Annotated in this window: 20 protein-coding genes and 1 pseudogene; 4 read left to right on the top strand and 17 right to left on the bottom strand. The window is 73.2% G+C overall.

Translation table 11 applies throughout. The features are described 5' to 3' along the window. Nucleotides 1-37 precede the first annotated feature (37 nt). Nucleotides 38-235 carry a DUF1918 domain-containing protein gene (locus K7B10_RS31220; RefSeq protein WP_229341285.1) on the top strand — a complete coding sequence of 66 codons (198 nt, stop codon included), beginning with the start codon at nt 38-40 and terminating at the stop codon, nt 233-235. A 34-nt stretch (nt 236-269) separates the two neighbouring features. Here the strand turns inward: K7B10_RS31220 and K7B10_RS31215 are convergent, their stop codons facing one another. After that, nucleotides 270-1508 (bottom strand): glycoside hydrolase family 10-like protein, encoded by a 1239-nt coding sequence (locus K7B10_RS31215; protein WP_229341283.1) that lies wholly within the window; start codon nt 1506-1508, stop codon nt 270-272. A 153-nt stretch (nt 1509-1661) separates the two neighbouring features. Here K7B10_RS31215 and K7B10_RS31210 point away from each other — a divergent pair, with 153 nt between their 5' ends. After that, entirely contained in the window at nt 1662-2555 is an 894-nt protein-coding gene (locus tag K7B10_RS31210; RefSeq protein ID WP_051805126.1) for a 3-hydroxybutyryl-CoA dehydrogenase, read from the top strand. A 32-nt stretch (nt 2556-2587) separates the two neighbouring features. Here K7B10_RS31210 and K7B10_RS31205 read toward each other — a convergent pair whose 3' ends face one another. From K7B10_RS31205 to infC, 10 genes are all read right to left on the bottom strand, one after another. Beyond that, the gene (locus K7B10_RS31205) at nt 2588-3118 is read right to left on the bottom strand and encodes an NUDIX hydrolase (RefSeq protein WP_229341274.1); all 531 of its coding nucleotides are present in this window, start codon (nt 3116-3118) and stop codon (nt 2588-2590) included. Between the two features lie 54 nt (nt 3119-3172). Then, nucleotides 3173-4513, bottom strand: coding sequence for an NsdA family TPR-like regulatory protein (locus tag K7B10_RS31200; protein ID WP_229341272.1), 1341 nt, complete (start codon nt 4511-4513; stop codon nt 3173-3175). 343 nt (nt 4514-4856) lie between these two features. Then, a complete protein-coding gene (locus tag K7B10_RS31195; protein ID WP_229341270.1) occupies nt 4857-5921 on the bottom strand; it encodes a PP2C family protein-serine/threonine phosphatase in 1065 nt (354 codons plus the stop codon). Nucleotides 5922-6092: 171 nt separating this feature from the next. Further along, nucleotides 6093-8621, bottom strand: coding sequence for a phenylalanine--tRNA ligase subunit beta (gene pheT / locus K7B10_RS31190; protein WP_229341268.1), 2529 nt, complete (start codon nt 8619-8621; stop codon nt 6093-6095). After that, a complete protein-coding gene (pheS, locus tag K7B10_RS31185) occupies nt 8621-9748 on the bottom strand; it encodes a phenylalanine--tRNA ligase subunit alpha (protein WP_229341266.1) in 1128 nt (375 codons plus the stop codon). Before pheS ends, pheT begins: the two co-directional genes overlap by 1 nt. A 152-nt stretch (nt 9749-9900) precedes the next feature. Continuing rightward, nucleotides 9901-11157 carry a sensor histidine kinase gene (locus K7B10_RS31180; RefSeq protein WP_229341261.1) on the bottom strand — a complete coding sequence of 419 codons (1257 nt, stop codon included), beginning with the start codon at nt 11155-11157 and terminating at the stop codon, nt 9901-9903. A 55-nt stretch (nt 11158-11212) separates the two neighbouring features. After that, nucleotides 11213-12079 carry a TrmH family RNA methyltransferase gene (locus tag K7B10_RS31175; RefSeq protein ID WP_229341258.1) on the bottom strand — a complete coding sequence of 289 codons (867 nt, stop codon included), beginning with the start codon at nt 12077-12079 and terminating at the stop codon, nt 11213-11215. A gap of 149 nt (nt 12080-12228) precedes the next feature. Continuing rightward, entirely contained in the window at nt 12229-12621 is a 393-nt protein-coding gene (gene rplT / locus K7B10_RS31170; protein ID WP_030860181.1) for a 50S ribosomal protein L20, read from the bottom strand. Nucleotides 12622-12725: 104 nt separating this feature from the next. After that, nucleotides 12726-12920, bottom strand: a complete 195-nt coding sequence (gene rpmI / locus K7B10_RS31165; RefSeq protein WP_030860183.1) for a 50S ribosomal protein L35 — start codon at nt 12918-12920, stop codon at nt 12726-12728. A 104-nt stretch (nt 12921-13024) separates the two neighbouring features. Beyond that, the gene (gene infC, locus K7B10_RS31160) at nt 13025-13762 is read right to left on the bottom strand and encodes a translation initiation factor IF-3 (protein WP_229341256.1); all 738 of its coding nucleotides are present in this window, start codon (nt 13760-13762) and stop codon (nt 13025-13027) included. Nucleotides 13763-14140: 378 nt separating this feature from the next. Here infC and K7B10_RS31155 point away from each other — a divergent pair, with 378 nt between their 5' ends. Next, the gene (locus tag K7B10_RS31155) at nt 14141-14527 is read left to right on the top strand and encodes a DUF1844 domain-containing protein (RefSeq protein WP_053688768.1); all 387 of its coding nucleotides are present in this window, start codon (nt 14141-14143) and stop codon (nt 14525-14527) included. A gap of 116 nt (nt 14528-14643) precedes the next feature. Here K7B10_RS31155 and K7B10_RS31150 read toward each other — a convergent pair whose 3' ends face one another. The 3 genes from K7B10_RS31150 to K7B10_RS31140 are packed head-to-tail and all read right to left on the bottom strand — an operon-like array spanning nt 14644 to nt 17365. Beyond that, the gene (locus K7B10_RS31150) at nt 14644-15393 is read right to left on the bottom strand and encodes an SseB family protein (RefSeq protein WP_229341249.1); all 750 of its coding nucleotides are present in this window, start codon (nt 15391-15393) and stop codon (nt 14644-14646) included. A gap of 2 nt (nt 15394-15395) precedes the next feature. Then, the gene (gene mycP, locus K7B10_RS31145) at nt 15396-16592 is read right to left on the bottom strand and encodes a type VII secretion-associated serine protease mycosin (protein ID WP_229341247.1); all 1197 of its coding nucleotides are present in this window, start codon (nt 16590-16592) and stop codon (nt 15396-15398) included. Then, nucleotides 16589-17365: a hypothetical protein gene (locus K7B10_RS31140; protein WP_229341243.1), complete on the bottom strand. Its 777-nt coding sequence runs from the start codon at nt 17363-17365 to the stop codon at nt 16589-16591. The genes mycP and K7B10_RS31140 overlap by 4 nt, the downstream gene beginning before the upstream one ends. A 181-nt stretch (nt 17366-17546) precedes the next feature. Here K7B10_RS31140 and K7B10_RS31135 point away from each other — a divergent pair, with 181 nt between their 5' ends. Further along, a complete protein-coding gene (locus K7B10_RS31135; RefSeq protein WP_229341241.1) occupies nt 17547-18752 on the top strand; it encodes an amino acid deaminase/aldolase in 1206 nt (401 codons plus the stop codon). 42 nt (nt 18753-18794) lie between these two features. Here K7B10_RS31135 and K7B10_RS31130 read toward each other — a convergent pair whose 3' ends face one another. From K7B10_RS31130 to K7B10_RS31120, 3 genes and pseudogenes are all read right to left on the bottom strand, one after another. Next, a complete protein-coding gene (locus K7B10_RS31130) occupies nt 18795-20096 on the bottom strand; it encodes a haloacid dehalogenase-like hydrolase (RefSeq protein ID WP_229341239.1) in 1302 nt (433 codons plus the stop codon). Nucleotides 20097-20237: 141 nt separating this feature from the next. Then, nucleotides 20238-21029, bottom strand: a complete 792-nt coding sequence (locus K7B10_RS31125; protein WP_030860205.1) for a 3-oxoacyl-ACP reductase — start codon at nt 21027-21029, stop codon at nt 20238-20240. Nucleotides 21030-21036: 7 nt separating this feature from the next. Further along, a pseudogene (locus K7B10_RS31120) lies at nt 21037-22432 on the bottom strand (aldehyde dehydrogenase family protein).

Raw genomic sequence — 22432 nt, 5'->3', positions numbered from 1 at the left:
TGTCACCGGATTCAGACCGCCTCCGAGGAGGTCAGCAATGCGCGCGACCGAGGGCGACCAGCTGGTGCAGCACGGCAGGATCGTGGGGCAGCACGACAAGGTCGGTGAAATCACTCAGGTACTCGGCGAGAACGGCACCCCTCCCTACCGGGTCCGTTTCGCGGACGGCCACGAGGCAGTCATGTCTCCGGGCCCCGACTGCGTCGTGAAGCACCCGACGGAGCCCATGCCCTGACTGCCCACTCGACGCGGCCGGCACGGCCCATGCGTCACCTCGGCGGCACGGCCGTCGGATAATGGTCGGCAACGACCCTGGCCATCGCACCATTGGGGTCCGCGACCACCTGCTTCGCCGAGAAGTAGACGTGGCCGCGGACCTCGGGGTAGTCCCGGGCGAAGGTCAGGTGCTTGGACAGCTCCTTCGGATCGCGCCACGCCGCGGTGGCACTGTCGCGGTCGCAGCGGTACAGGGCCTCGCCCACGTACAGCTCCACGTCGGTGCCGGCGACGGTCTTCGCCCACCAGGGGACGATCTTGGCGTAGTCGGCGGTCGGGTGCCCGATCTGCCAGTAGACCTGCGGCACGATGTAGTCGATCCAGCCCTCCCGCACCCACTTGCGGGTGTCCGCGTACAGGTCGTCGTACGTTTCGACGCCCGCCTGCGTCGGCGAACCGAGCGGGTCCCGCTCGCTGTTGCGCCAGACCGCGAAGGGGCTGATGCCGAAGCGCGCCGCCGGGCGGATGGCCCGCACCCGCCCGGACATCTCGCGGACCAGCGCGTCGGTGTTGCCGCGCCGCCAGTCCGCACGGGAGGCGAAGCCGCCGCCGTGGCGCGCGTACGCGTCGTCGTCGTCGAACTCCTCCCCCTCGACGGGGTACGGGTAGAAGTAGTCGTCCCAGTGCACCCCGTCCACCTCGTACCGGGAGACGGCGTCGAGCATGGCCTCCTGCACGAAGGCGCGCACCTCGGGCAGCCCGGGGTTGTAGTACAGCTTCTTGTTGTACGCGACCGTCCAGCCGGGGTTGCGCCGGGCCGGATGGTCCGCGGCCAGGCGGCCGGGATCGGTGTGGTTGGCGACCCGGTACGGGTTGAACCAGGCGTGCAGCTCCAGCCCCCGGGCGTGGGCTTCGGCGACCGCCGTGCCGAGCGGGTCCCAGCCGGGGTCTTCGCCCTGCTCCCCGGTCAGCCACTGCGACCAGGGCTCCCGGGCCCCGGGCCACATCGCGTCGGCGGCGGGCCGGACCTGGAGGACCACGGCGTTGAGTCGGCGGGCGACGGCGGTGTCGAGGAGGCGGATCAGCTCGTCGCGCTGGTCCGCGGCGTCCAGCCCGCTCTCGGAGGGCCAGTCGACGTTCTCCACAGAGGCGATCCACATCGCGCGGAACTCGGCGGCCGCCTTCCCGCGCGGCCGGCGCCCCCGGGCCGCCCGTGCGGGGGCCGCCCCGCCCGTCGCCGCCAGCAGCCCGGCGGCCCCCGCCAGCAGCCCCCGACGCCCGATGTACGCCATGTGATGACCCCGTTCCGTTGCGTGACAGTGCCCTGCATCTGACAGCATGCCCGCCCCGGCCCCCCGTCAAGGTCAAGGTCGGGGGTAACGTCGTGGGGCGTGGCGGGCGCCGGATCGCAGTGACACTGCGCAGCACGGGGGACCCGCCGACGGATGAGCAGCGAAAGGCACGAAGTGACTGACCTCCCTTCCGACATCACACGGGTCGGCGTAGTGGGCTGTGGCCAGATGGGCGCGGGCATCGCCGAGGTGTGCGCCCGCAGCGGCCTCGAGGTGAAGGTCGCCGAGACCACCGGCGAGGCCCTGGAGATCGGGCGCACCCGGCTGCACAACTCCCTGACCAAGGCCGCCGAACGCGGCAAGATCAGCGAGGAGGAGCGGGACGCCACCCTGGCCCGCCTCACCTTCACCACCGATCTCGGCGAGTTCGCCGACCGTGACCTCGTCATCGAGGCCGTCGTCGAGAACGAGCAGGTCAAGACGGAGATCTTCCAGGTCCTCGACCAGGTGATCACCCGCCCCGACGCGATCCTCGCCTCCAACACCTCCTCGATCCCGCTGGTCAAGCTGGCCGTCACGACCTCGCGGCCCGACCAGGTCATCGGCATCCACTTCTTCAACCCGGCCCCCGTGCAGCAGCTCGTCGAGCTGATCCCGGCGCTGACCACGAGCGACGAGACCGTCAAGCGGGCCGAGGCCCTGGTGGCGAAGGTCCTGGGCAAGCACGCCATCCGCGCCCAGGACCGGTCGGGCTTCGTCGTCAACGCGCTCCTGGTCCCGTACCTGCTGTCGGCGATCCGGATGTTCGAGTCCGGCATCGCGAGCCGCGAGGACATCGACAACGGCATGGAGCTGGGCTGCGCCCACCCGATGGGCCCGCTCAAGCTCTCCGACCTGATCGGCCTGGACACGATCGCCTCGATCGCCGATTCGATGTACGCGGAGTACAAGGAGCCGCTGTACGCCGCTCCCCCGCTGCTGCAGCGGATGGTCGACGCGGGCCGCCTGGGCCGCAAGACCGGCTCGGGCTTCTACCCGTACGGCTGATCCCGTACCGCCGCGACCCGCGGCCGGCGGGGTCAGCCGAGCCGCAGGTGGTGGAGGAGCAGCAGCCCGGCCGCCATGTTGGCGGCCGGGACCTCGCCGCGCGCGATCATGTCCGGCACGAGTTTGAGGGGTACCCACTCGCGGCGTGAGGACTCGAAGTCGTCCTCGGGATGTCCGATGTACGTCGCCCCGTCCGCCCAGTAGAGGTGGTGGCGGGCATCGGTCAGCCCGTTGGCCGGTTCGACGGTCATCAGGTGCTGGAGGGGACCGGGCCGCCAGCCCGACTCCTCCTCCATCTCCCGGGCCGCGGCCGCCGCGATGTCCTCGCCGTCCTCGACCACGCCCGCGGGCAGCTCCCAGCCCCAGCTGTCGGTGATGAACCGGTGCCGCCACAGCAGCAGCACCTCGTTGGCCTCGTTGACGGCCGTGGCGACGGCGACGGGCCGCAGCCGGATCACGAAGTGGTCCAGGTGCCGGCCGTCGGGGAGTTCCACATCGGCGAGGTTCACGTCGAACCAGCGGTTCTTGTACACGGTCTGCTCACTCAGGTTCGTCCACTGCACGGTTGTTGCCACCTTCCGTTCGAGTAGGTGGCAACATGGCAGCAGTTCGCGCGCTCACAGGGGAACGCGCAGCGCCCCGTCGATCAGCTGCGCGGTCTCCTCCGCGCCGGAACATCCGCTGGTCAGCAGCTGTTCGCGGACCGCTCGCAACCGGTCCCGCAGTCGCAGCGACTCCATCCCCTTGGCCCGCTCGGCCATCTCGGCCGCGGCCGCCACCGCCCGGTCCGCCTCTCCCTGGCGCAGCTGGATCTCGCAGAGCATCGCCAGCCGGTGGACCCGCCCGCGGTCGTGCGCCGGAGTCCCGACCGCCGCCGTCGCCTGCTCGTGGGCGGCGTGCAGGTCGCCGAGGCTGAGCAGCGCCTCGGCCACCTGCACGTTGACCAGCCCGGGCTGGACGTACCCCGTCTCGTCCGGCTCCGTACCGGGCCGGATCCGCTCGGCGGCCGCCTCGGCATTGCGGATGCAGGCCAACGCGGCCGTGGTGTCGCCGAGTTGCGCGTACGCCTTGGCCTGCATGGCGTACAGGTCGGCGGCCAGGGCCGGGGTGGTGTGCCGGCCCGCGGCGCGCAGCGCGGCCTCGGCGAAGGCGACGGCCTGGCGGTACTCGCGCAGGTGCAGGGACTGGTTGACGATCAGCGCGATGACGTAGGCGCCGAGCCCCCGGTCCCCGCTGGCCTTCGCGAGCCGCAGCGCCTGGTGGAAGTACCGCTGGGCGAGCCCGTGGGCGTCCGAGTCGTACGCGCAGATCCCGGCCACCGCCACGAGGGAGCCGGTCGCCCGGTGCAGCTGGCGGCCGAGCCCGTCGGGGTAGCTCCCGCGCAGCATCGGCGCGGTCTCGCTGCCGAGGAAGCGGACGATGCGGGCCCGGGTGGCCACTCCGCCGGCGCGCCGGTACATCAGCTCGTAGTGCGCGCGGGCGGCCCGGAGGATCTCGATGTGCTGCGGGCCGATCCGGTTCGGCCCGTCCCGGGAGACGTCGGCGTCCTCGGGCGGGTTCTCCCACTCCCAGACCGGGATGACGGCGGGCGTCCCGGTGACGGCCTCGGCGGTGAGCAGCTGGACACGGCCCTGCTCGTCGGAGCGCCACAGGGCGGCGGCCCGGTCGACGAAGCCGCTCAGCGGGGAGCCGTGCGGGGAGACGGGCTGGCCCGGAACGCCGAGCCCGACGTCGTCCAGCGACACCGGGCGCCGGAGCCGGCCGCCGAGCACCTCGCAGATCAGGTCGGGCACCTGGCCGCGCGGCCGCTGTCCCTTCAACCACCGGGTGACGGCGGTGTGTTCGTAGCGCAGGGCGAGTCCGCGGGACCGGCCCGCCTGGTTGACGTGCGCCGCGAGTCCGGCGTGGGACATGCCCGCCTCGGCGAGGAGGGCGTCGAGAAGGGCATTGGGCTGCATGGGCCCCTCCAAGGGCTCTTCGGTCCCAGGCTAGTGGGTGCGCGGTTCACACGGGGTGTGAACCGAGTACGCGCATAAATGCGATACGCACCCTGCCGCAACGAGCCCTGGGAGCGGTTCACTTAAGAGCCTCGCCAAAGAGGCAGCCCGGGTCGTCGGCTCCCCCTCGTACAGTGCGACGACCCGCACCGCGCCGCCCGCCTTGCTGTCTGCCCGACACTCCATGGCAGGCGGGCGGCGCGCTCCGGCTCCGTCGGCACCCGGTTGGTCGCCGGGCCCCGGCAGGGGCCGTGGAACGCGCGCCGGGCCCTCCCACCGGGCCCGGTGTGCGGTCCCCTCCGGTTCAGGGGTTGCGGTCGTTGCGCAGCACCAGAAGTGCGACGTCGTCGGTCAGCTGCCCGCCGGTGTGGCGAAGCAGTGCGGCGTGCACGCCCGCGACCAGCCGCGCGGGCGTGTCGTCGGCCTGCTCCGCGAGCACGCCGCGCAGCGGGAAGAACCGCCCGTCGCGGTCGCGCGCGTCCTCGGCGCCGTCGGTGTGCAGGAACAGGACGTCTCCGGGCCACAGTTGCCCGCAGTCGTGCGGCCGCGGATCCGGCGGTACGGGCACCACCCCGAGCGGCGGCAGCACTTCACCCCCGTGGAACCGCCGCACGACCGTGCGCCGCCGCGCGGGGCCTTCCCCCGCCCCGGCCCTTCCCCGTTCCCCGGGCTCCGCGCGGACCCTCGCCCCGAACGCCCGCGGGGCCGCGCGCGCCCGGCTCGGGCCGCACGCCCCGCAGGCTTCGAGCGGCTGCGGCTGGCGCAGGAGGTACGGCCACGGGTGGCCGCAGTTCAGGGCCTGGACGGAGCCGTCCTCCGCGATCTGGAGCAGCAGCACCGTCACGAACTCCTCCGCGGCGTCCTGCGCCAGGACGTGCCGGGACAGGGCCCGTTCCATCCGGGCCAGCACCCCACCGAGCGCGGGTTCGTCGTACGCCGCCTCCCGGAAGGCCCCGAGCACCGCCGCCGCCGCGCCCAGCGCCGGCAGCCCGTGCCCCCGTACGTCCCCGATCACCACCCGGACCCCGTACCCGGTCGGCACGGCCTCGTACAGGTCCCCGCCCACCGACGCGCCCCGGCTCGCCGACAGTTGTGCCGCCGCCAGCGTCAGGCTCCCGATCCTCCCCGGCAGGGGCCGCAGCAGGGCCCGCTGCGCCGCGCCCGCGATCTCCCGCGTGCGCCGCAGCTCCGCCGTCAGCTCGCGCCGGACGTGCAGGGCACACCCGGTGGCCAGTAACAGGAACGCCGCGCAGCTGGCCAGGCTGGCGCCCAGCCGCCCGGGGGTGGACAGCTCCCAGGACACCGCGGCGGCGCCCCATGCAAGGACGCATGCCCGACGCACCTGGGGCGTCTCCCCGCGCGTGATCATCGTTCCGGCTCCCCTCGGCCGCGTCGATTCTGTCGACAGCGGGAAGCCCGGGACACGGGTCACCTGCGTTCTCACCCGAATGAGTGAGCGGGGTCCTCCCGCTCCCTCCCATGCGCGAGGGGCGTGTCCGGATCACCGGACACGCCCCTCGCACCTCGCTCCACGCAGCGGTTACGCCCCGCGCAGCACCGCGCCCGTACGCTCGCCCGCCAGCGCCACCGCCGCGTCGCGCGCGGCCGTGGACTCCTCGGCGGTCAGCGTGCGGTCGGCCGCGCGGAAGCGCAGCGCGTACGCCAGGGACTTCTTGCCCTCGCCGACCTGCTCACCGGTGAACACGTCGAACAGCCTCAGGGACTCCAGCAGTTCGCCGGCGCCCTTGCGCAGCGCGGTCTCGACCTCGGCCGCCGGGACAGAAGCGTCGACGATCAGCGCGACGTCCTGGGTCGCCACCGGGAAGGTGGAGATCCGGGGCGCCACCACGGCCTCGCCGCCGGCCGCCGCGAGGCGGTCCAGGTCGAGCTCCATGGCGCTGGTGCGGGCCGGCAGGCCCATCGCCTTGACGACGCGCGGGTGCAGCTCACCGGCGTGCCCGATGACCGTCTCCACCCCGTTCAGGGTGACGATCAGCTCGGCGCACCGGCCCGGGTGCCAGGGCCCGTACTGGCCCTGTCGCACGACGAGGTCCGCACCGGCCTCGGCGGCCAGCGAGCGCGCGGCCTGCACCGCGTCCGCCCAGTCGGCCGGGCGGCCCTTGCCCCACCAGCCGGCCTGCTCGCGCGCACCGGCCAGCACGACCGCGGCGTACCGCGGCTGGGCCGGCAGGGCGGCGTTCAGCGTGGCGATCTCCTCGGCCGTGGGACGGCGGTCGACGGGCAGTCGTACGGCGACACCCGGCTGCGGGCCGGCCCGGAAGACCGAGCCCGTCTCGAAGAGGGCGAGGTCGTGGCTGCCCCGGCTGTCGTTGCGGCGCAGCGCGCCCAGCAGGCCCGGCAGCAGCGTGGTGCGCAGCGCCGGCTCCTCGTCGGAGAGCGGGTTGACCAGCTTGACGACCTGGCGGGCCGCGTCGTGCGCCGGCAGCTGGAGCTGGTCGAAGACGCCCTCGCCGACGAACGGGTAGCTGAGCGCCTCGACGTAGCCGGCACCGGCCAGCGCACGGCCGACCCGGCGGTGCAGCTGCTGGCGGGCGGTCAGACCGCGGCCGGAGGGCAGCTTCGGGAGGGTCGACGGGAGGTTCCCGTAGCCCTCCAGCCGGATGACCTCTTCGGCGAGGTCGTTGGGCTCGGCGAGGTCGGGCCGCCACGAGGGGACGGTGACGACGAGCTCGTCCTGGCCGTAGACGTCGCAGCCGACCTCCTGGAGGCGGCGGACGACGGTCTCGCGGCCGTAGTCCATGCCCGCGACCCGGTCCGGGTGGTCCGCGCGCATCGCGATGGTGCGCGGGGCGCCCGGGGCGGTGAGCTCGGTGACGCCGGCCTCGGCGGTGCCGCCCGCGAGCAGCACGAGCAGGTCGACGGTCCGCTGCGCGGCCGCGGAGGCCGCCTGCGGGTCGACGCCGCGCTCGAAGCGCTTGGAGGCCTCGGAGGCGAGCTTGTGGCGGCGGGCGGAGCGCGAGATCGTCAGGGCGTCGAAGTGGGCCGCCTCGATCACGACGTCCGTGGTGCCCGAGACGATGCCGGTCTCGGGGTCGGTCACGGAGTCGGCGATCTCGGTGTTGGCGCCGCCCATGACACCGGCGAGGCCGATCGGCCCGCTGTTGTCGGTGATCACCAGGTCCTCGGCGTCGAGCGTGCGCTTGACCCCGTCGAGGGTGGTGAACTTCTCGCCCTGCTCGGCCCGGCGCACGCCGATGGCACCGTCCAGGCGGGAACGGTCGTAGGCGTGCAGCGGCTGGCCCAGCTCGAGCATCACGTAGTTGGTGACGTCGACGGCGAGCGAGATCGGCCGCATGCCGGCCTTCTGCAGGCGCCGCGTGAGCCAGATCGGGGACTTCGCCTCGGGGTCGAGGCCGGTCACCGTGCGGGCGGTGAAGCGGTCGCAGCCGGCCGGGTCGTCGATCTTGACCAGGTAGCCGTACGAGTTCGGCGCGGGCACGTCGAGCAGCGCCGGGTCGCGCAGCGGCAGGCCGTACGCGGTGGCGGTCTCGCGGGCCACGCCGCGCATGGACAGGCAGTAGCCGCGGTCGGGGGTGACGGCGATGTCGAGGACCTCGTCGACGAGCTGGAGCAGCTCGATCGCGTCGGTGCCCACCTCGTGCTCGGGCGGCAGCACGATGATGCCGTGCGTGCCGTCGTCGCCCATGCCCAGCTCGTCGCCGGAGCAGATCATGCCGTGCGAGGTGCGGCCGTACGTCTTGCGCGAGGCGATCGCGAAGTCGCCGGGCAGCACCGCGCCGGGCAGGACCACGACGACCTTGTCGCCGACGGAGAAGTTCCGGGCGCCGCAGACGATCTCCTGCGGCTCACCGGTGCCGTTGGCCTGGCCGACGTCGACCGTGCAGAAACGGATCGGCTTGCGGAAGCCCTCGAGCTCCTCGATGGTCAGCACCTGGCCGACGACCAGGGGACCCTTGAGGCCGGCGCCGAGCTGCTCGACCCTCTCGACCTCCAGGCCGGCATCTACGAGCTTGGCCTGTACGTCACGACCGGTTTCGCCCGCAGGCAGGTCGACGTACTCCCGCAGCCAAGAAAGCGGGACCCGCATCAGATCTCCATCCCGAACGGCCGGGTGAACCGGACGTCACCCTCGACCATGTCTCGCATGTCTTCGACGTTGTGGCGGAACATCAGCATCCGCTCGATGCCGAACCCGAAGGCGAACCCGCTGTACTTCTCGGGGTCCACACCGCAGGCGATGAGCACCTTGGGGTTGACCATTCCGCAGCCGCCGAGCTCGATCCAGCCCTCGCTGGAGCAGGTGCGGCACGGGCGGTCGGGGTTGCCCACCGACTCGCCGCGGCACACGTAGCACTGCATGTCCATCTCGGCGGACGGCTCGGTGAACGGGAAGAAGTTCGGGCGCAGCCGGGTGGTCATGTCCTTGCCGAAGAGCGATTGGACCATGTGGTCCAGGGTGCCCTTGAGGTCGGCCATGGTCAGGCCCTCGTCCACCGCGAGCAGCTCGACCTGGTGGAAGACCGGGGTGTGCGTCGCGTCGAGCTCGTCGGTGCGGAACACCCGGCCCGGGCACACCACGTAGACCGGCGGCTCCCGGTCGAGCAGCGAGCGCGCCTGCACCGGGGAGGTGTGGGTGCGCAGCACGACGCCGGACTCGTCGCCCTCGGTGCCCTTGGGGCCCTGGACGAAGAAGGTGTCCTGCATCTGGCGCGCCGGGTGGTCGGGCGTGAAGTTGAGGGCGTCGAAGTTGAACCACTCCGCCTCGACCTCGGGGCCCTCGGCCACCTCGTAGCCCATGGCCGTGAAGATGTCCGCGATGCGGTCCATCAGCGTGGTCAGGGGGTGCCGGGCACCGGCGGGGACGCGGTCGTAGGGCAGCGTGACGTCCACCGCCTCCTCGACCAGCACCCGCTCGTCGCGCTCGGCTTCGAGCTCGACCGTGCGGGCCCCGAAGGCCTTGTTCACGGCGCCGCGGGCCTGGCCCACGCGCTTGCCCGCCTCGGCCTTGGCCTGCGGCGGCAGGGCGCCGATCTCGCGGTTGGCGAGCGCCAGGGGCGAGCGGTCGCCCATGTGCGCGGTCTTCGCCTCACGCAGCGCGTCGAGGTCGCCGGCGGTCGCGAAGGCGGCGAGCGCCTCGTCCCGCATGCGCTCGATCTCTTCCGGTTTCAGTGCCTCGACCTCGACAGGGTCGTACGACTTGTTCGGTGCCGACATCTCTTCCCGTACTTCCGATGGCTGGCTGGTGGGTCCCCCGCGCGACACGCTCGACGCGCTCGGCACAAGGACACAAAGGTGCCAAAGGACGAGTCTAAAGGTCGCTGGGGGTGAAGGAGCCCGTGGGCCGCCTGGCGAGACGCTCCGCAGGGTTACTGCGTGAGGTAGGCAGGCGCCCCCACGGGCAGGATAAATCGGAACTCGGCGCCGCCGCCGGGGCCGCGGCCGACCGTGATGGTCCCGCCGTGGGCCTCGACGATGCCCTTGACGATGTACAGGCCCAGGCCGGTGCCGCCGCGCTTGCTGCCCCGCCAGAAGCGGGTGAAGACGCGGCCCATCGACTCCTCGGGGATACCGGGGCCCTCATCGGTCACGGTGACGGCGGTTCCCTTCTCGGTCTTGCCCGCTGCGTTCGTCAGGCTGGTCGGCGATACGTCGATGGTGACGGTTCCCTCGCCGTGCCGCACCGCATTTTCCAGGAGGTTGCCGAGGATCTGGTCGATCTTGTCCGGGTCGGCCCACAGGTCGGGGAGCGCGCACCCGACCCGTACGAGGAACCGCTCGGGCGCCTGGCCGTTCGCGGTGAGCGCCTGTACGTGCCGGCCCACGGCAGTGGCGATGTCCACCGGCTGGCGGCGCACCTCCAGGCGGCCGGAGTCGATGCGGGAGATGTCGAGGAGCTCGGCGATGAGGCGGGTGACGCGGTTGGCGTCGGCGTCGACGGTCTCCAGCATCAGCCGCTTCTGGTCGTCGGTGAACCGCTCCCACTTGGCCAGCAGGGTCGCGGTGAACCCCTTGACGGAGGTCAGCGGCGAGCGCAGCTCGTGCGCGACGGTGGCGATCAGCTCGGCGTGGCTGCGCTCGGTGCGCCGGCGCGCCTCGGTGCCGCGCAGGGTGACGACGAGGCGGCGCAGCGGGCCGGTGGGATGGGCGCGTACGTAGCGGGCGGAGACGAGCACCTCGCGGCCGCCGGGCAGCAGGAGGTTGCGCTCGGGCTGGCCGCGCCGGGTGGCGAGGCCCCCGTACGGATCGGTCAGCGCCCACCAGCGGCGGCCGTCGAGGTCCTCCAGCGGCAGCGCCCGGTCGATGCGTGCGCCGAGCGCCTCGCCGGGGGCCAGCGCGGTGATCCGGGCGGCGGCGGAGTTGAAGCAGATCACCCGGCCGGTGTGGTCGGCGACGACGAGCCCGTCGGGGAGGTCGTCGGGGTCGATCCCGAGCGCGGTGAGCTCGGGGACCTCGCCGGGCCCGGACGGGTCGCGGGCCTCGCGCGGTTCGCGGGCCTCGCGCGGTTCGCGGGCCTCGGGTGCGGCCGGAGCGGCGCGGCCCGCACCCTGCGGGGGCACGGCCGCCAGGGACGGCGTCCCGGACGCCGTCGCGGCCCCTGGCGAGCTGTTCGTACCGACGGTCATGTCCCCGTACCCCACATCTCCGAGTAGCGCAGTGGGCCCCCGGGCCGCCACATTACTAGCTGGGGGTCACGGAGCGGCACCCTCCGGGAGCCCGCTGTGCACGCGCGGACGCGTAGAGGCACACGGCGGCGGCCGTGGCGAGGTTCAGGCTCTCGGCCTTGCCGTGGATCGGGACGCGTACGACGGCGTCGGCGAGCGCCCTGGTCTCCTCGGGCAGGCCCCACGCCTCGTTGCCGAAGATCCAGGCCGAGGGAGTGCCCATGGTGCCCGCGTCGAGCTCGGCGTCCAGGTCGTCCTCGCCGGCCCCGTCGGCGGCGAGGATCCGCACGCCGGCCGCCCGCAGCCCCTCGACGGCCTGCTCGACGGGGACGCCGACCGCCACCGGCAGGTGGAAGAGGGAGCCCACGGAGGCGCGTACGGACTTCGGGTTGTAGAGGTCCACGGAGGCGTCGGTCAGGACGACGGCGTCCGCGCCGGCGGCGTCGGCGCAGCGCAGCACCGTGCCGGCGTTCCCCGGGTCGCGGACGTGCGCGAGGACGGCGACCAGCTTGGGCTCGGCCTTGAGGACGTCCTCGAACGGCGAGTCGAGGAAGTGGCAGACGCCGACGAGCCCCTGCGGGGTGACGGTCTGCGAGACCTCGGCGAGCACCTCGTCGGAGGCGTAGTGGACGCGCGCGCCGGCGGCCAGCGCGGCCTCGATGATCCCCTCGTAGCGCTCGGCGGCCTCCACGGTCGCGAACAGCTCGATCAGGGTCGACGCGCCGCCGGCGCCCCGGTGCTCGACGGCCTCGCGGACGGCCTGCGGGCCCTCGGCGATGAACCGGCGCTCCTTGGTGCGGAAGTTGCGCCGCGCCAGTCGCCTGGCGGCGGCCACCCTCGGGGATCGGGGGGAGATCAGCTCGGCGGGGGCGGGGGTACCCATGGCGGTCGGCTCGCTTCCGTGCGTACTGCGGGTCGAAACAGGTGGATCGGCTACAACGCACCGGACCCGCAGGCACGGGGCCTGCGGGTCCGGGCTGAAGCCTGTGAAGGGCTTGCTGCGCGCGAAGCGTGCTGCTTGCTGCCTGCTGCTTAGGCGGCGGCAGCGGCCTTCGGGGCGTTCACGTCGGCCGGAAGCGCCTTCTGCGCGACCTCGACGAGCGCGGCGAAAGCGTTGGCGTCGTTGACGGCCAGCTCCGCGAGGATCTTGCGGTCCACCTCGATGTTGGCGGCCTTCAGACCCTGGATGAGGCGGTTGTACGTCATGCCGTTCTGGCGGGCAGCGGCGTTGATGCGCTGGATCCACAGCTGACGGAAGTCGCCCTTGCGCTTCTTGCGGTCGTTGAAGTTGTAGACCAGCGAGTGGGTGACCTGCTCCTTGGCCTTGCGGTACAGGCGCGAACGCTGACCGCGGTAGCCGGAGGCTGCCTCGAGGATCGCCCGGCGCTTCTTGTGGGCGTTTACTGCCCGCTTGACGCGTGCCACTTTTTAACTCCTTGTAGCGGGGCCGTGGGTGTCTTCACACGGCCCGAATTCGATGGGGTCCCGGTCTTGACGCTCATCCGCTCCCTGCGCGGGAGCGGAGAACATCACTTGCCGAGAAGCTTCTTGATCTTCGCGGCGTCGCCGGGGGCCATCTCCGCGGTGCCGGTCAGGCGGCGGGTGACACGGGACGACTTGTGCTCGAGCAGGTGGCGCTTGCCGGCGCGCTCACGGAGCACCTTGCCGGAGCCGGTGACCTTGAAGCGCTTCTTGGTACCGCTGTGCGTCTTGTTCTTCGGCATGGCGCCGTTATCTCCTCGTCGGTGGCGCCCCCGCCGGTCCGGTTGGGGACCGGCGCCAGGGAGCGTCATGTTGTGTCGGTGATCCGAGACAGGCTGCCTCGGAATCAGGCCTCGGCCGGTGCCTCGGGAGAGGCGGCCTCGGTGCCCTCGGCCTCGGCGTCGGCCTCGGCGTCGCCCTCGGCAGAGACGACCTCGGTGCCCTCCTCGACGGGGGCTTCCTCGGAAGGAGCCTCGTCGGTGGCGACACCCTGGCGCTCGGCCTTGCGGGCGGCCTGCGCCTCGCGGGCTTCGGCCATCGCCTCGGTCTTCTTCTTGTGCGGACCGAGGACCATGATCATGTTGCGGCCGTCCTGCTTCGGGTTCGACTCGATGAACCCGAGGTCCTCGACGTCCGAAGCGAGGCGCTGCAGCAGTCGGTAGCCGAGTTCCGGCCGGGACTGCTCGCGACCACGGAACATGATCGTGATCTTGACCTTGTCGCCCTGCTTGAGGAACCGAACGACGTGACCCTTCTTGGTGTCATAGTCGTGCGGGTCGATCTTCGGCCGGAGCTTCATTTCCTTGATGACCGTGTGCGCCTGGTTCTTGCGCGCCTCACGGGCCTTCATGGCCGACTCGTACTTGAACTTGCCGTAGTCCATGAGCTTGCAGACCGGCGGGCGTGCGGACGCCGCGACCTCGACCAGGTCGAGGTCGTACTCCTGCGCCAGCTCAAGGGCCTTGGCAAGCGGCACGATGCCGACCTGCTCACCGCTGGGACCGACGAGTCGTACCTCGGGAACGCGAATCCGGTCGTTGATGCGGGGCTCGGTGCTGATGGATCCTCCTCGGTAGCACCACACGGCTGCCTGGCAGACAGCCGCTGACGTCTGATGTCGTCAGACCGACCGCGGCGGAACATGAAAAATGCCCCGCCGAGGCACAGGCAGGGGCTCCAATACAACCGGAGCACCGCCGCGTGCGATCGCGGGGCGCAGACTCGGGCAGCTTTCCATCGTCCGTACGGAACGATGGATGCCACCTGACCGGTGACCCGCCGCCCCGGAGGGTGGTCGGGTGGGAGAGCGGAGCCTCCACTTGTGGGCCGGGGACATGCGTCTCCGGCCGGTCGTCAGCCCAATATAGCATTCCGCGGCGGGTCCGCTCACCCGGCGGTGTCGCCGTCGTGCCGACCCGGGGCCCGGTCGGCGGCGTGCACGGCCCGGCTTATCGTGTGAGGCATGACTGACGCGACCCCCACCCCCGCCACCGAGGCCGGCAGCACGCCGGACGCCCCCGACTACGACGCCATGACCCGCGACATCGCGGACGTGCCCGCCGTCGAGGTGATCACCACGGTGGCCGTGCACCTGCTGAGCGCCGCGGCGGTCAACCTGGGCCTGGACAAGCCGGACTCCGAGCACAAGGACCTCGACGAGGCCCGCAAGCTGATCACCGCCCTCGCCGGCCTGGTCACGGCGAGCGCCACCGAGATCAGCTCCTTCCACGCGGCCCCGCTGCGCGACGGCCTGAAGTCGCTGCAGCTCGCCTTCCGCGAGGCCTCGATCGTGCCGGACGAGCCGGGCCAGGGTCCGGGCGAGAAGTTCACGGGCCCGGTCTTCGGCTGAGCCGCCCGTACGCGTACGCCGAAGGGCCGGGGCACTGCCCCGGCCCTTCGGCGTTTTCGGCGATTCGGCGATTCGGCGATTCGGCGATTCGGCGGCGATTCCGGCGGTTGAGGCGCTCAGCGCGTGAAGAGCGGCTCGCCGGACGGGGCCGGGGCCTCCTGCGGGAGCAGGGCCAGGTCCAGCCCGTGCACGAGGCGGGCCCGCAGGGTCTCGTCGGCGGCCAGCGCCTCGGCGACGCGGCGGGCCGCGGTGTGGGCCTGCGCCCCCTGCGCCCCCTGGGCCAGCACGATCGCGAGCGTGCCGTCGGCGTCCGCCCCGCCCGGCCCGAGGTGGGCGCGGAGCACGGCGGGCTCCGCGGCCACGGCGGCCCGTACGGCTTCGCGCACCGCGGGATCGGCCAGCGGCCCCGCGTCGGTACGGCCCTCGGCCAGCGCGAGCAGCGCGGGGCCGGTGAGCTGGTAGGTGACGGGACCGGCCAGGTCCAGAACCACGGTGTCGGCCTTCTCGTGCGCGGCGGCGGCCAGCGCCTGGTGCAGCGGTACGGCGACCGGCCGGGCGGCCGGGTCCCAGAGGGCCAGCGAGGCGATCGAGGTGAACGCCGGCAGCGCCCGCCGGTCCCCCGCGCGCAGGGTCGGGACGGCCATGTCGCTGGTCTTCTCGCGCTTGAGGCCCGTCTCCGGGTCGGTCTCGACCTCGCCGAGCACGGCGACCACCGGGACCAGCAGGCGGGCCCCCTTGAGGGCCGCCAGCACCTGCGGCTCCTTCGCCCGGTCCTCGGACCAGGCGGCCAGGGCCGCGCTCAGCCGGGGGTCGGCGGAGCCGTCGTCGTCGGAGAAGCCGGGGTCGGGAATGTTTTTGTTCGCCACAGTTACCCGACCCTATCCCGGCCCGGGTCCGGGTCCCGTCGGGCGCCCCGCGGGCGGCGGGCCAGTACGAGGGCCAGTACGAGCAGCGCGAGCCCGGCGGCCGCGGCCACCGGGGTCCCGAGCCGGTTGCCGCGCCCGGCGGCCCGGACCGGCTCGGGGCCGGGGCCGAAGTACGGCTGCCCGGCCGCGACGGGTAGCGGGACCGGCGGCTCGGCGCGCAGCGCGTCGGCGGCCTGGAGGGCGGCGACCGGGTCCACGAGTCCGTGGCCGCGGGAGTCGTCGCGGCCGCCGGGCGGGGCGTCGGAGGCGGTCTCCTCCAGCAGTCTCTTGATCTGGGCCGGGGAGAGATCCGGATGGGCGGCCTTGACGAGGGCCACGGCGCCGGAGACGAAGGCGCAGGCCGCGCTGGTGCCCCAGCCCTCGTAGTAGGCGCGGTCGGGGTCGGCGATGACGACGTCGACGCCGGGTGCGCTGACGGTGGCGTACCAGTTGCTGGTGGAGAAGTCGGCCTTGCGGCCGCCGCGGTCGACGGCGGTGACGGCGATGACCCCGGGGTAGGCGGCCGGGTAGGAGGCGTGGTCGCCCTGCCGGCCGCCGTTTCCCGCCGACGCCACGACGACCACGCCCTTGGCGAGGGCGTACTGGACGGCCTCGTCCTCGGCGGCCTCGTGGTGGGCGGAGTCGCTGTCGTCGCCGAGGGAGAGGTTGATCACGTTCGCGCCGTGGTCGGCGGCCCAGCGGATGCCCTCGGCGAGCGCGCCGCCCTTGCTCTCGCGGGCCTTGGCCCGGCCGGGGTCGCCCTCTTCGAGGATCACGCGGACCGGGAGGATCCTGGCCTGGGGGGCGATGCCGAGGACGCCTTGGCGGCGGTTCCCGCCGTGGCCGTGCCCGGCGATGATCCCGGCCATGGCGGTCCCGTGCCGGGCCCAGGCCCGATCGCCGCGCCCGGCGCCCATCCCGATCAGATCGGTCCCGTCGAGGACCTGCCCGGCCAGGTCGGGGTGGGAGCCGTCGACCCCGGTGTCGAGGACGGCGACGGTGATCCCGGCGCCCCTGGTGGTCCCCCAGGCCTCCTCGGCCCGCAACGCGGTGAGCCCCCACTGCCGGTCGCGGATGTTGTCGGCGGCGGCCGGGCCTGCGCCGACCCCGACGAGCACCGCCCCGAGCACGAGGGCGACGGCGGCCCGGAAGGGGGTCACCTCGGGTCTCCGCCGGGGGCGGGCGGTGCGGCGAGGGTGCGCAGCGTGCGCTGCGTCCGGTCGGCGACGGCCTTGGCCTCGTGGCCGAGGCCGGCCCGGGCGACGGCTCCGGTGGCGTCCTTGCGCATCGTGTCCTCGGCGGGGCGGGGGGCGTCGAGCGTACGGCCGTCGGTGAACGCGGAGACGGCGTACACGACGACGGGGGCCTGCGGGACCACCGACGCGGTCCAGGCGGCGCGCTGGCTGTCGGCGAAGCCGTAGCCGGGCGGGGCCGGGAGGCGTCCGCGCAGCGCCTCCATCCCCGCGGCGTCGGCGGGGGTGAAGACCATGCCGACGGTGACGAGGGAGCTGCGGGTGGCGTCGGTGTAGGTGGCGCGCAGGACCCGGGTGCAGCCGGTGGCGGCGAGGGCCGCCCGCCAGTCGGCGGCGAGCGCGGGTCCGCAGTCGGAGTCGGGTGCGAGCGCGACCCGGGTCCAGGTGCGGTCGGCTCCGCCGGGTCCTGCGTCGGCGCCGTGGAGGACGGGCGGGAACAGGCTGTCCACGGGCGTCTCACGCCACAGCGATCCGGCTTTGCGGTAGGCGGCTCCGGCGGCCAAGGGCCGGTGGGCGTCGCGCTGTTCGGCCCATCCGCTGACCCCGGCTCCCCCGAGGAGGCCGACCCCGAGCACGGCGCACACCACGACGGCGACGTGCCGCCCGGCCCCGCGCCGCCCCGGTCCGGATTCGGCCACGGGTTCGGTCAGGACCGCGGTCTGCGGTGTAGACGCACTCATCCGGCGGCTCCGCCCCCCGTTCCGTCCGGCTGCCACCCCGTACTCTACGCGCCCTCACCGCCCCGCCCGGGGCCGCTGCGGCCCCGCCGGCGGTGGGGGCGCCACGTCCGGTGGCCGCCCCGGACCGTTGAGCGGCCGCACGCCCCTACCCACCGGTAGAACCATCTGGCAGGCTGCCGCCATGAATCTTCCCGCCAGTGGAGACCGGGCCCGTTACGACCGGGCCACCGCGCACCTCGACGCGCCCCTGGCCATCGTCGACCTCGCCGCGTTCGACGCCAACGCCGACGATCTCGTCCGCCGCGCGGGCGGCAAGCCGATCCGCGTCGCCAGCAAGTCCGTCCGCTGCCGCGCGCTCCTCGAACGGGTCCTCGCCCGGCCCGGGTTCGCCGGGATCATGTCGTACACCCTCGCCGAGAGCATCTGGCTGGCCCGGTCCGGTTTCGAGGACGTGCTCCTCGCCTACCCCTCCGCCGACCGCACCGGCTTCGCCGAGCTCGCGGGCGACCCCAAGCTGGCCGCGGCCGTCACCGTCATGGTCGACGACCCCGCCCAGCTGGAGCTGATCGACGGGGCACGCGAAGGCGGGACGCAGGAGATCCGCGTCTGCCTGGAACTCGACACCGCCCTCCACCTCCTCGGCGGCAGGGTCCGTGTCGGCGCCCGCCGTTCGCCGCTGCGCGAGCCCGCCCAGCTCGCGGACCTCGCCCGTACCGTGTCCGCCCGGCCCGGCTTCCGTGTCGTCGGCATCATGGGGTACGAGGGCCACGTCGCCGGCGTCGGGGACGCCCTCGCCGGGCGCCCCTTCCGCTCGCGTGCCATCCGGCTCATGCAGGCCGCCGCCCGCAAGGAGCTCGCGGCCCGTCGCGCGGAGGCCGTACGGGCCGTGCGCGCGGTCGTCCCCGACCTGGAGTTCGTCAACGGCGGCGGCACCGGCAGCGTCCAGCAGACCGCCGCCGAGGACGCGGTCACGGAGATCGCCGCCGGCTCGGGGCTCTACGTACCGCGGCTGTTCGACAACTACACGTCCTTCCGCGGCCGCCCGGCCGCCCTCTTCGCCCAGCCGGTGGTCCGCAGGCCCGGCGTCGGCGTGGTCACCGTCCTGGGCGGCGGATACCCCGCCTCGGGCGCGGCAGGCGCGGACCGGCTCCCGGTCCCGTACCTCCCGCAGGGCCTGCGTTACGACCCCCAGGAGGGGGCCGGCGAGGTGCAGACGCCACTGCTCGGCAGCCCGGCCGACGATCTGCTGATCGGCGACCGGGTCTGGTTCCGTCACGCCAAGGCGGGCGAACTGTGCGAACGCTTCGACGAGTTGCACCTCGTCGAGGGCGACCGGGTGACGGCCACCGCCCCGACCTATCGGGGCGAGGGCCGCACGTTCCTCTAGGGGGTGTCCGCAAACTCCCGCCTGCCCTCCGGGCGGCCGGCGCTACTTTGCGGAAACCCCCTGGTACACGCTGTCCGTCTGGTCGGGGATGATGCTCGTGTCGCCCCGGCGGACGGGGCCCGGCGTGCCGTCGTGGTCGACGTAGCCCGTGGTCGAGCACGGGTACGGGGTGCTCTTGGGCTTCTTGGGCTCGATGAACATCGGGTTCACGATCCACTTGCCGTCGCTGTCGTCGTACGCGCGGCACATCAGCTCGTTCTTGTTGCGGTTCACCACCAGCCGCAGCGCGGTCGCGTCCCGCAGGAACGAGATGTCGGTGTCGGAGTCGCCCGCGGCGAACACCTGGCGGCGGGCGGCCGGCTGGACCTTCTCGGCGGCCGCGCCGCGCACGCCGAAGACCTCCTTGTTGATCCAGCAGCGCTTGCCGTCGATGTACGTGATCATCGTGTCGGCGCCGTCCTTGACCGACCCGCAGCCCTGCAGGTGCGCGGTGAGCTTTCCGCCGGAGGTGGTCGTGTTGCGTATGCCGATGACGTGGTCCGCGGCGACGCCGACGCCCCGGGCCCAGACCTCGACGACCGGCTGCGGCGAGGCCGAGCTGATCCAGACGTCGAAGCCGGCCTTCTGCAGGCCTCCGATGAGGTCCTTCTGCTGGTCGTAGTAGCGGACCCAGCCGGTGACGTCGGCGGTGCCGACCCGCTGCGTGGCGCCGACGGGCGCGGCCAGGTTCTCGGCCCGCGCGGCGGCCGCGAAGCCGCGGACCTCACGGGCGGTCCAGCCCTGCATCAACTGGGGCAGCCAGGCGTACGCGGGCTCGATGGTGCGGTGGTCCCAGCCGGCGAAGGCGGCGGCGCCCGAGCGGGTCGCGGCGGTGCCGTAGACGGCGGCGAGTTCGTCGGCGCAGCCCGCGCCGGCGGGGGTGCCGGTGGGCAGCGGGGCGCCGGGACGGGCGAGGGCGCCGCAGGCGTCGGCGAGGGCCCGGGCGGCGGCCGGGGTGAGGTAGCGGCTGGTGCCGGTCCAGTCGCCGGCGGGCTGGCGGATCTTGCCGCTGCGCAGCAGCCAGTACATCTGGGCGTCGCCGACGTCGTTCTTGACGACGGTGTTGTCCCAGTCGAAGACCGCGACGGGCTTGGTGCGGCTGGGCCGGTACGGATTGCACGTGCCGTACTCGTCGATCAGCTGCTGGAGCCGGGCCCGGTTGTCCCCGTACCAGCCGGCCGCGAGCCGTGGGGCGGTGCAGTGGGCCGCCTGGGCGGCGGGCGCGGTGGCGACGAGGGTGCCGGCGGCGATCGCTGCGGCGGCGCCCACGGCCTGGAGCCGTCGGACGGTGCTACGTGGGGTCACTGAGGTGAACACTCCCTAACGTTCCTACGAAGATCATCTCGGACGGTAGAACAGGACAGCCGGGCGTCGTGCGACGCCCGGCTGTCGGGGGGAAGGCATGCGGGTGAACGGTCGGGGCCCGCGGCGCCCGCCGGCCCGGGCCTACAGGGGGGTGACGTACGCGCCCGAGATGCCGCCGTCGACCAGGAAGTCGGTGGCGTTGATGAAGGAGGAGTCGTCGCTGGCCAGGAAGGCGACGGCGGCCGCGATCTCGGTGGGCTCCGCGAACCGGCCCAGCGGGATGTGCACGAGGCGGCGGGCCGCCCGCTCGGGGTCCTTGGCGAACAGCTCCTGCAGCAGCGGGGTGTTGACCGGCCCCGGGCACAGCGCGTTCACGCGGATGCCCTCTCGGGCGAACTGCACGCCGAGCTCGCGGGACATGGCGAGCACGCCGCCCTTGGAGGCGGTGTACGAGATCTGCGAGGTGGCGGCGCCCATGATGGCCACGAAGGAGGCGGTGTTGATGATGGAACCGCGGCCCTGGCGCTGCATGTACGGCAGGGCGGCCTTGCAGCACAGGTAGACGGAGGTGAGGTTGACGTCCTGGACCCGCTTCCAGGCCTCCAGGCCGGTGGTGAGGATCGAGTCGTCGTCCGGGGGCGAGATGCCCGCGTTGTTGAAGGCGATGTCGACGGAGCCGTAGGTGTCGAAGGCGGTCTTGAAGAGGGCCTCGACCTCCTCCGGGCTGGTGACGTCGACCTTCACGAAGAGGCCGCCGACCTCCTCGGCGGCGGCCTTGCCGGCCGTCTCGTCGATGTCGGCGCAGACCACGTTGGCACCCTCGGAGGCCAGGCGGCGGGCGGTGGCGAGGCCGATGCCGCTGCCGGCTCCGGTGATGACGGCGGTACGGCCGACCAGGCGGCGGCAGACGATCTCGGTGTCAGAAGTGGTCATGATGGGCTCAGGCCTCCGTGCTGATGAAGACGTTCTTGGTCTCGGTGAATGCGGTGAGGGCGTCGGGTCCGAGCTCGCGGCCGAGTCCGGACTGCTTGTAGCCGCCGAAGGGGGTCCAGTAGCGGACGCTGCTGTGGGAGTTGACGGACAGGTTGCCCGCGGCGACGGCGCGCGAGACGCGCAGCGCGCGGCCGATGTCACGGGTCCAGAGGGAGCCGGAGAGCCCGTACTCCGTCGCGTTGGCCAGGCGTACGGCGTCCTCCTCGTCCTCGAAGGGCAGGACGACGGCGACGGGGCCGAATACTTCCGCCGCCGCCACGGGCGCGGTGGGGGCGACGTCCGTGACGAGGGTCGGCGGGTACCAGAAGCCGGGGCCGTCGGGGGCGGTGCCGCGGATCGCGGTGAGGTCGTCGGTGACGTACGACCGTACGCGGTCCAGCTGCGCGCGGGAGATCAGCGGTCCCATCTGGGTCTTCTCGTCGGCGGGGTCGCCGACCACGACGCCCTCGATGCCGGGGGCGAGCAGCTCCAGGAACCGGTCGTACGCGGAGCGCTGGACGAGGATCCGCGTCCGGGCGCAGCAGTCCTGGCCGGTGTTGTCGAGGAAGGCCATCGGCGCCGCCGCGGCGGCCGCCTCCAGGTCCGCGTCGGCGAAGACGATGTTGGGGCTCTTGCCGCCGAGTTCGAGGGTGACCCGCTTCACCCGGTCGGCGCACTTGGCCATGATCTGCTTGCCGACCGGGGTGGATCCGGTGAAAACGATCTTCGCGACGCCCGGGTGCTCTACGAGCGCGTCGCCGGCCACGGTCCCGTGGCCGGGGAGCACCTGGAAGAGGTGCTCGGGGATCCCGGCTTCGAGGGCGAGTTCGGCGAGGCGCAGCGCGGTGAGCGGGGTGGTCTCGGCGGGCTTGAGGAGGACGGCGTTGCCGGCCGCCAGGGCCGGGGCGATGCCCCAGGCGGCGATCGGCATGGGGAAGTTCCACGGGGCGATCACGCCGATGACGCCGAGGGGTTCGAGGAAGGTGACGTCGATGCCGCCGGCGACGGGGATCTGCCGGCCGGAGAGCCGTTCCACTCCCCCGGCGGCGAATTCCAGCAGGTCGCGGACGTTGCCGGCTTCCCAGCGGGCGTTGCCGATGGTGTGTCCGGCCTCGCGGACCTCCAGCTGGGCCAGCTCCTCGATGTGCCCGTCGACGACCGCGGCGAAGCGGCGCAGCAGCCGGGCCCGGTCGGCGGGGGCGGCGGCCGCCCAGCCGCGCTGGGCCGGCGGCGGCCGCCCAGCCGCGCTGGGCCGCGGCGGCCCGGGCGACGGCGGCGTCGACATCGTCCCGTGTGGCGGCCGGGACGGTGGCGACGATTTCCTCGGTGGCCGGATTCAACACTTCCAGAGCGAAGGGGGCCAG

Source organism: Streptomyces flavotricini (assembly GCF_020639365.1).
GTDB lineage: Bacteria > Actinomycetota > Actinomycetes > Streptomycetales > Streptomycetaceae > Streptomyces > Streptomyces flavotricini.
Note: the sequence above shows the minus strand (reverse complement) of the source record. Positions and strands in the feature narration are given on the sequence as shown.

Bases quoted from the DNA above. Each gene is read 5' to 3' on its own strand.
- K7B10_RS31220 (WP_229341285.1), top strand. From the start codon at position 38: ATGCGCGCGACCGAGGGCGACCAGCTGGTGCAGCACGGCAGGATCGTG.
- K7B10_RS31215 (WP_229341283.1), bottom strand. From the start codon at position 1,508: ATGGCGTACATCGGGCGTCGGGGGCTGCTGGCGGGGGCCGCCGGGCTG.
- K7B10_RS31210 (WP_051805126.1), top strand. From the start codon at position 1,662: ATGAGCAGCGAAAGGCACGAAGTGACTGACCTCCCTTCCGACATCACA.
- K7B10_RS31200 (WP_229341272.1), bottom strand. From the start codon at position 4,513: ATGCAGCCCAATGCCCTTCTCGACGCCCTCCTCGCCGAGGCGGGCATG.
- K7B10_RS31195 (WP_229341270.1), bottom strand. From the start codon at position 5,921: ATGATCACGCGCGGGGAGACGCCCCAGGTGCGTCGGGCATGCGTCCTT.
- pheT (WP_229341268.1), bottom strand. From the start codon at position 8,621: ATGCGGGTCCCGCTTTCTTGGCTGCGGGAGTACGTCGACCTGCCTGCG.
- pheS (WP_229341266.1), bottom strand. From the start codon at position 9,748: ATGTCGGCACCGAACAAGTCGTACGACCCTGTCGAGGTCGAGGCACTG.
- K7B10_RS31180 (WP_229341261.1), bottom strand. From the start codon at position 11,157: ATGACCGTCGGTACGAACAGCTCGCCAGGGGCCGCGACGGCGTCCGGG.
- K7B10_RS31175 (WP_229341258.1), bottom strand. From the start codon at position 12,079: ATGGGTACCCCCGCCCCCGCCGAGCTGATCTCCCCCCGATCCCCGAGG.
- rpmI (WP_030860183.1), bottom strand. From the start codon at position 12,920: ATGCCGAAGAACAAGACGCACAGCGGTACCAAGAAGCGCTTCAAGGTC.
- K7B10_RS31155 (WP_053688768.1), top strand. From the start codon at position 14,141: ATGACTGACGCGACCCCCACCCCCGCCACCGAGGCCGGCAGCACGCCG.
- K7B10_RS31140 (WP_229341243.1), bottom strand. From the start codon at position 17,365: ATGAGTGCGTCTACACCGCAGACCGCGGTCCTGACCGAACCCGTGGCC.
- K7B10_RS31135 (WP_229341241.1), top strand. From the start codon at position 17,547: ATGAATCTTCCCGCCAGTGGAGACCGGGCCCGTTACGACCGGGCCACC.
- K7B10_RS31125 (WP_030860205.1), bottom strand. From the start codon at position 21,029: ATGACCACTTCTGACACCGAGATCGTCTGCCGCCGCCTGGTCGGCCGT.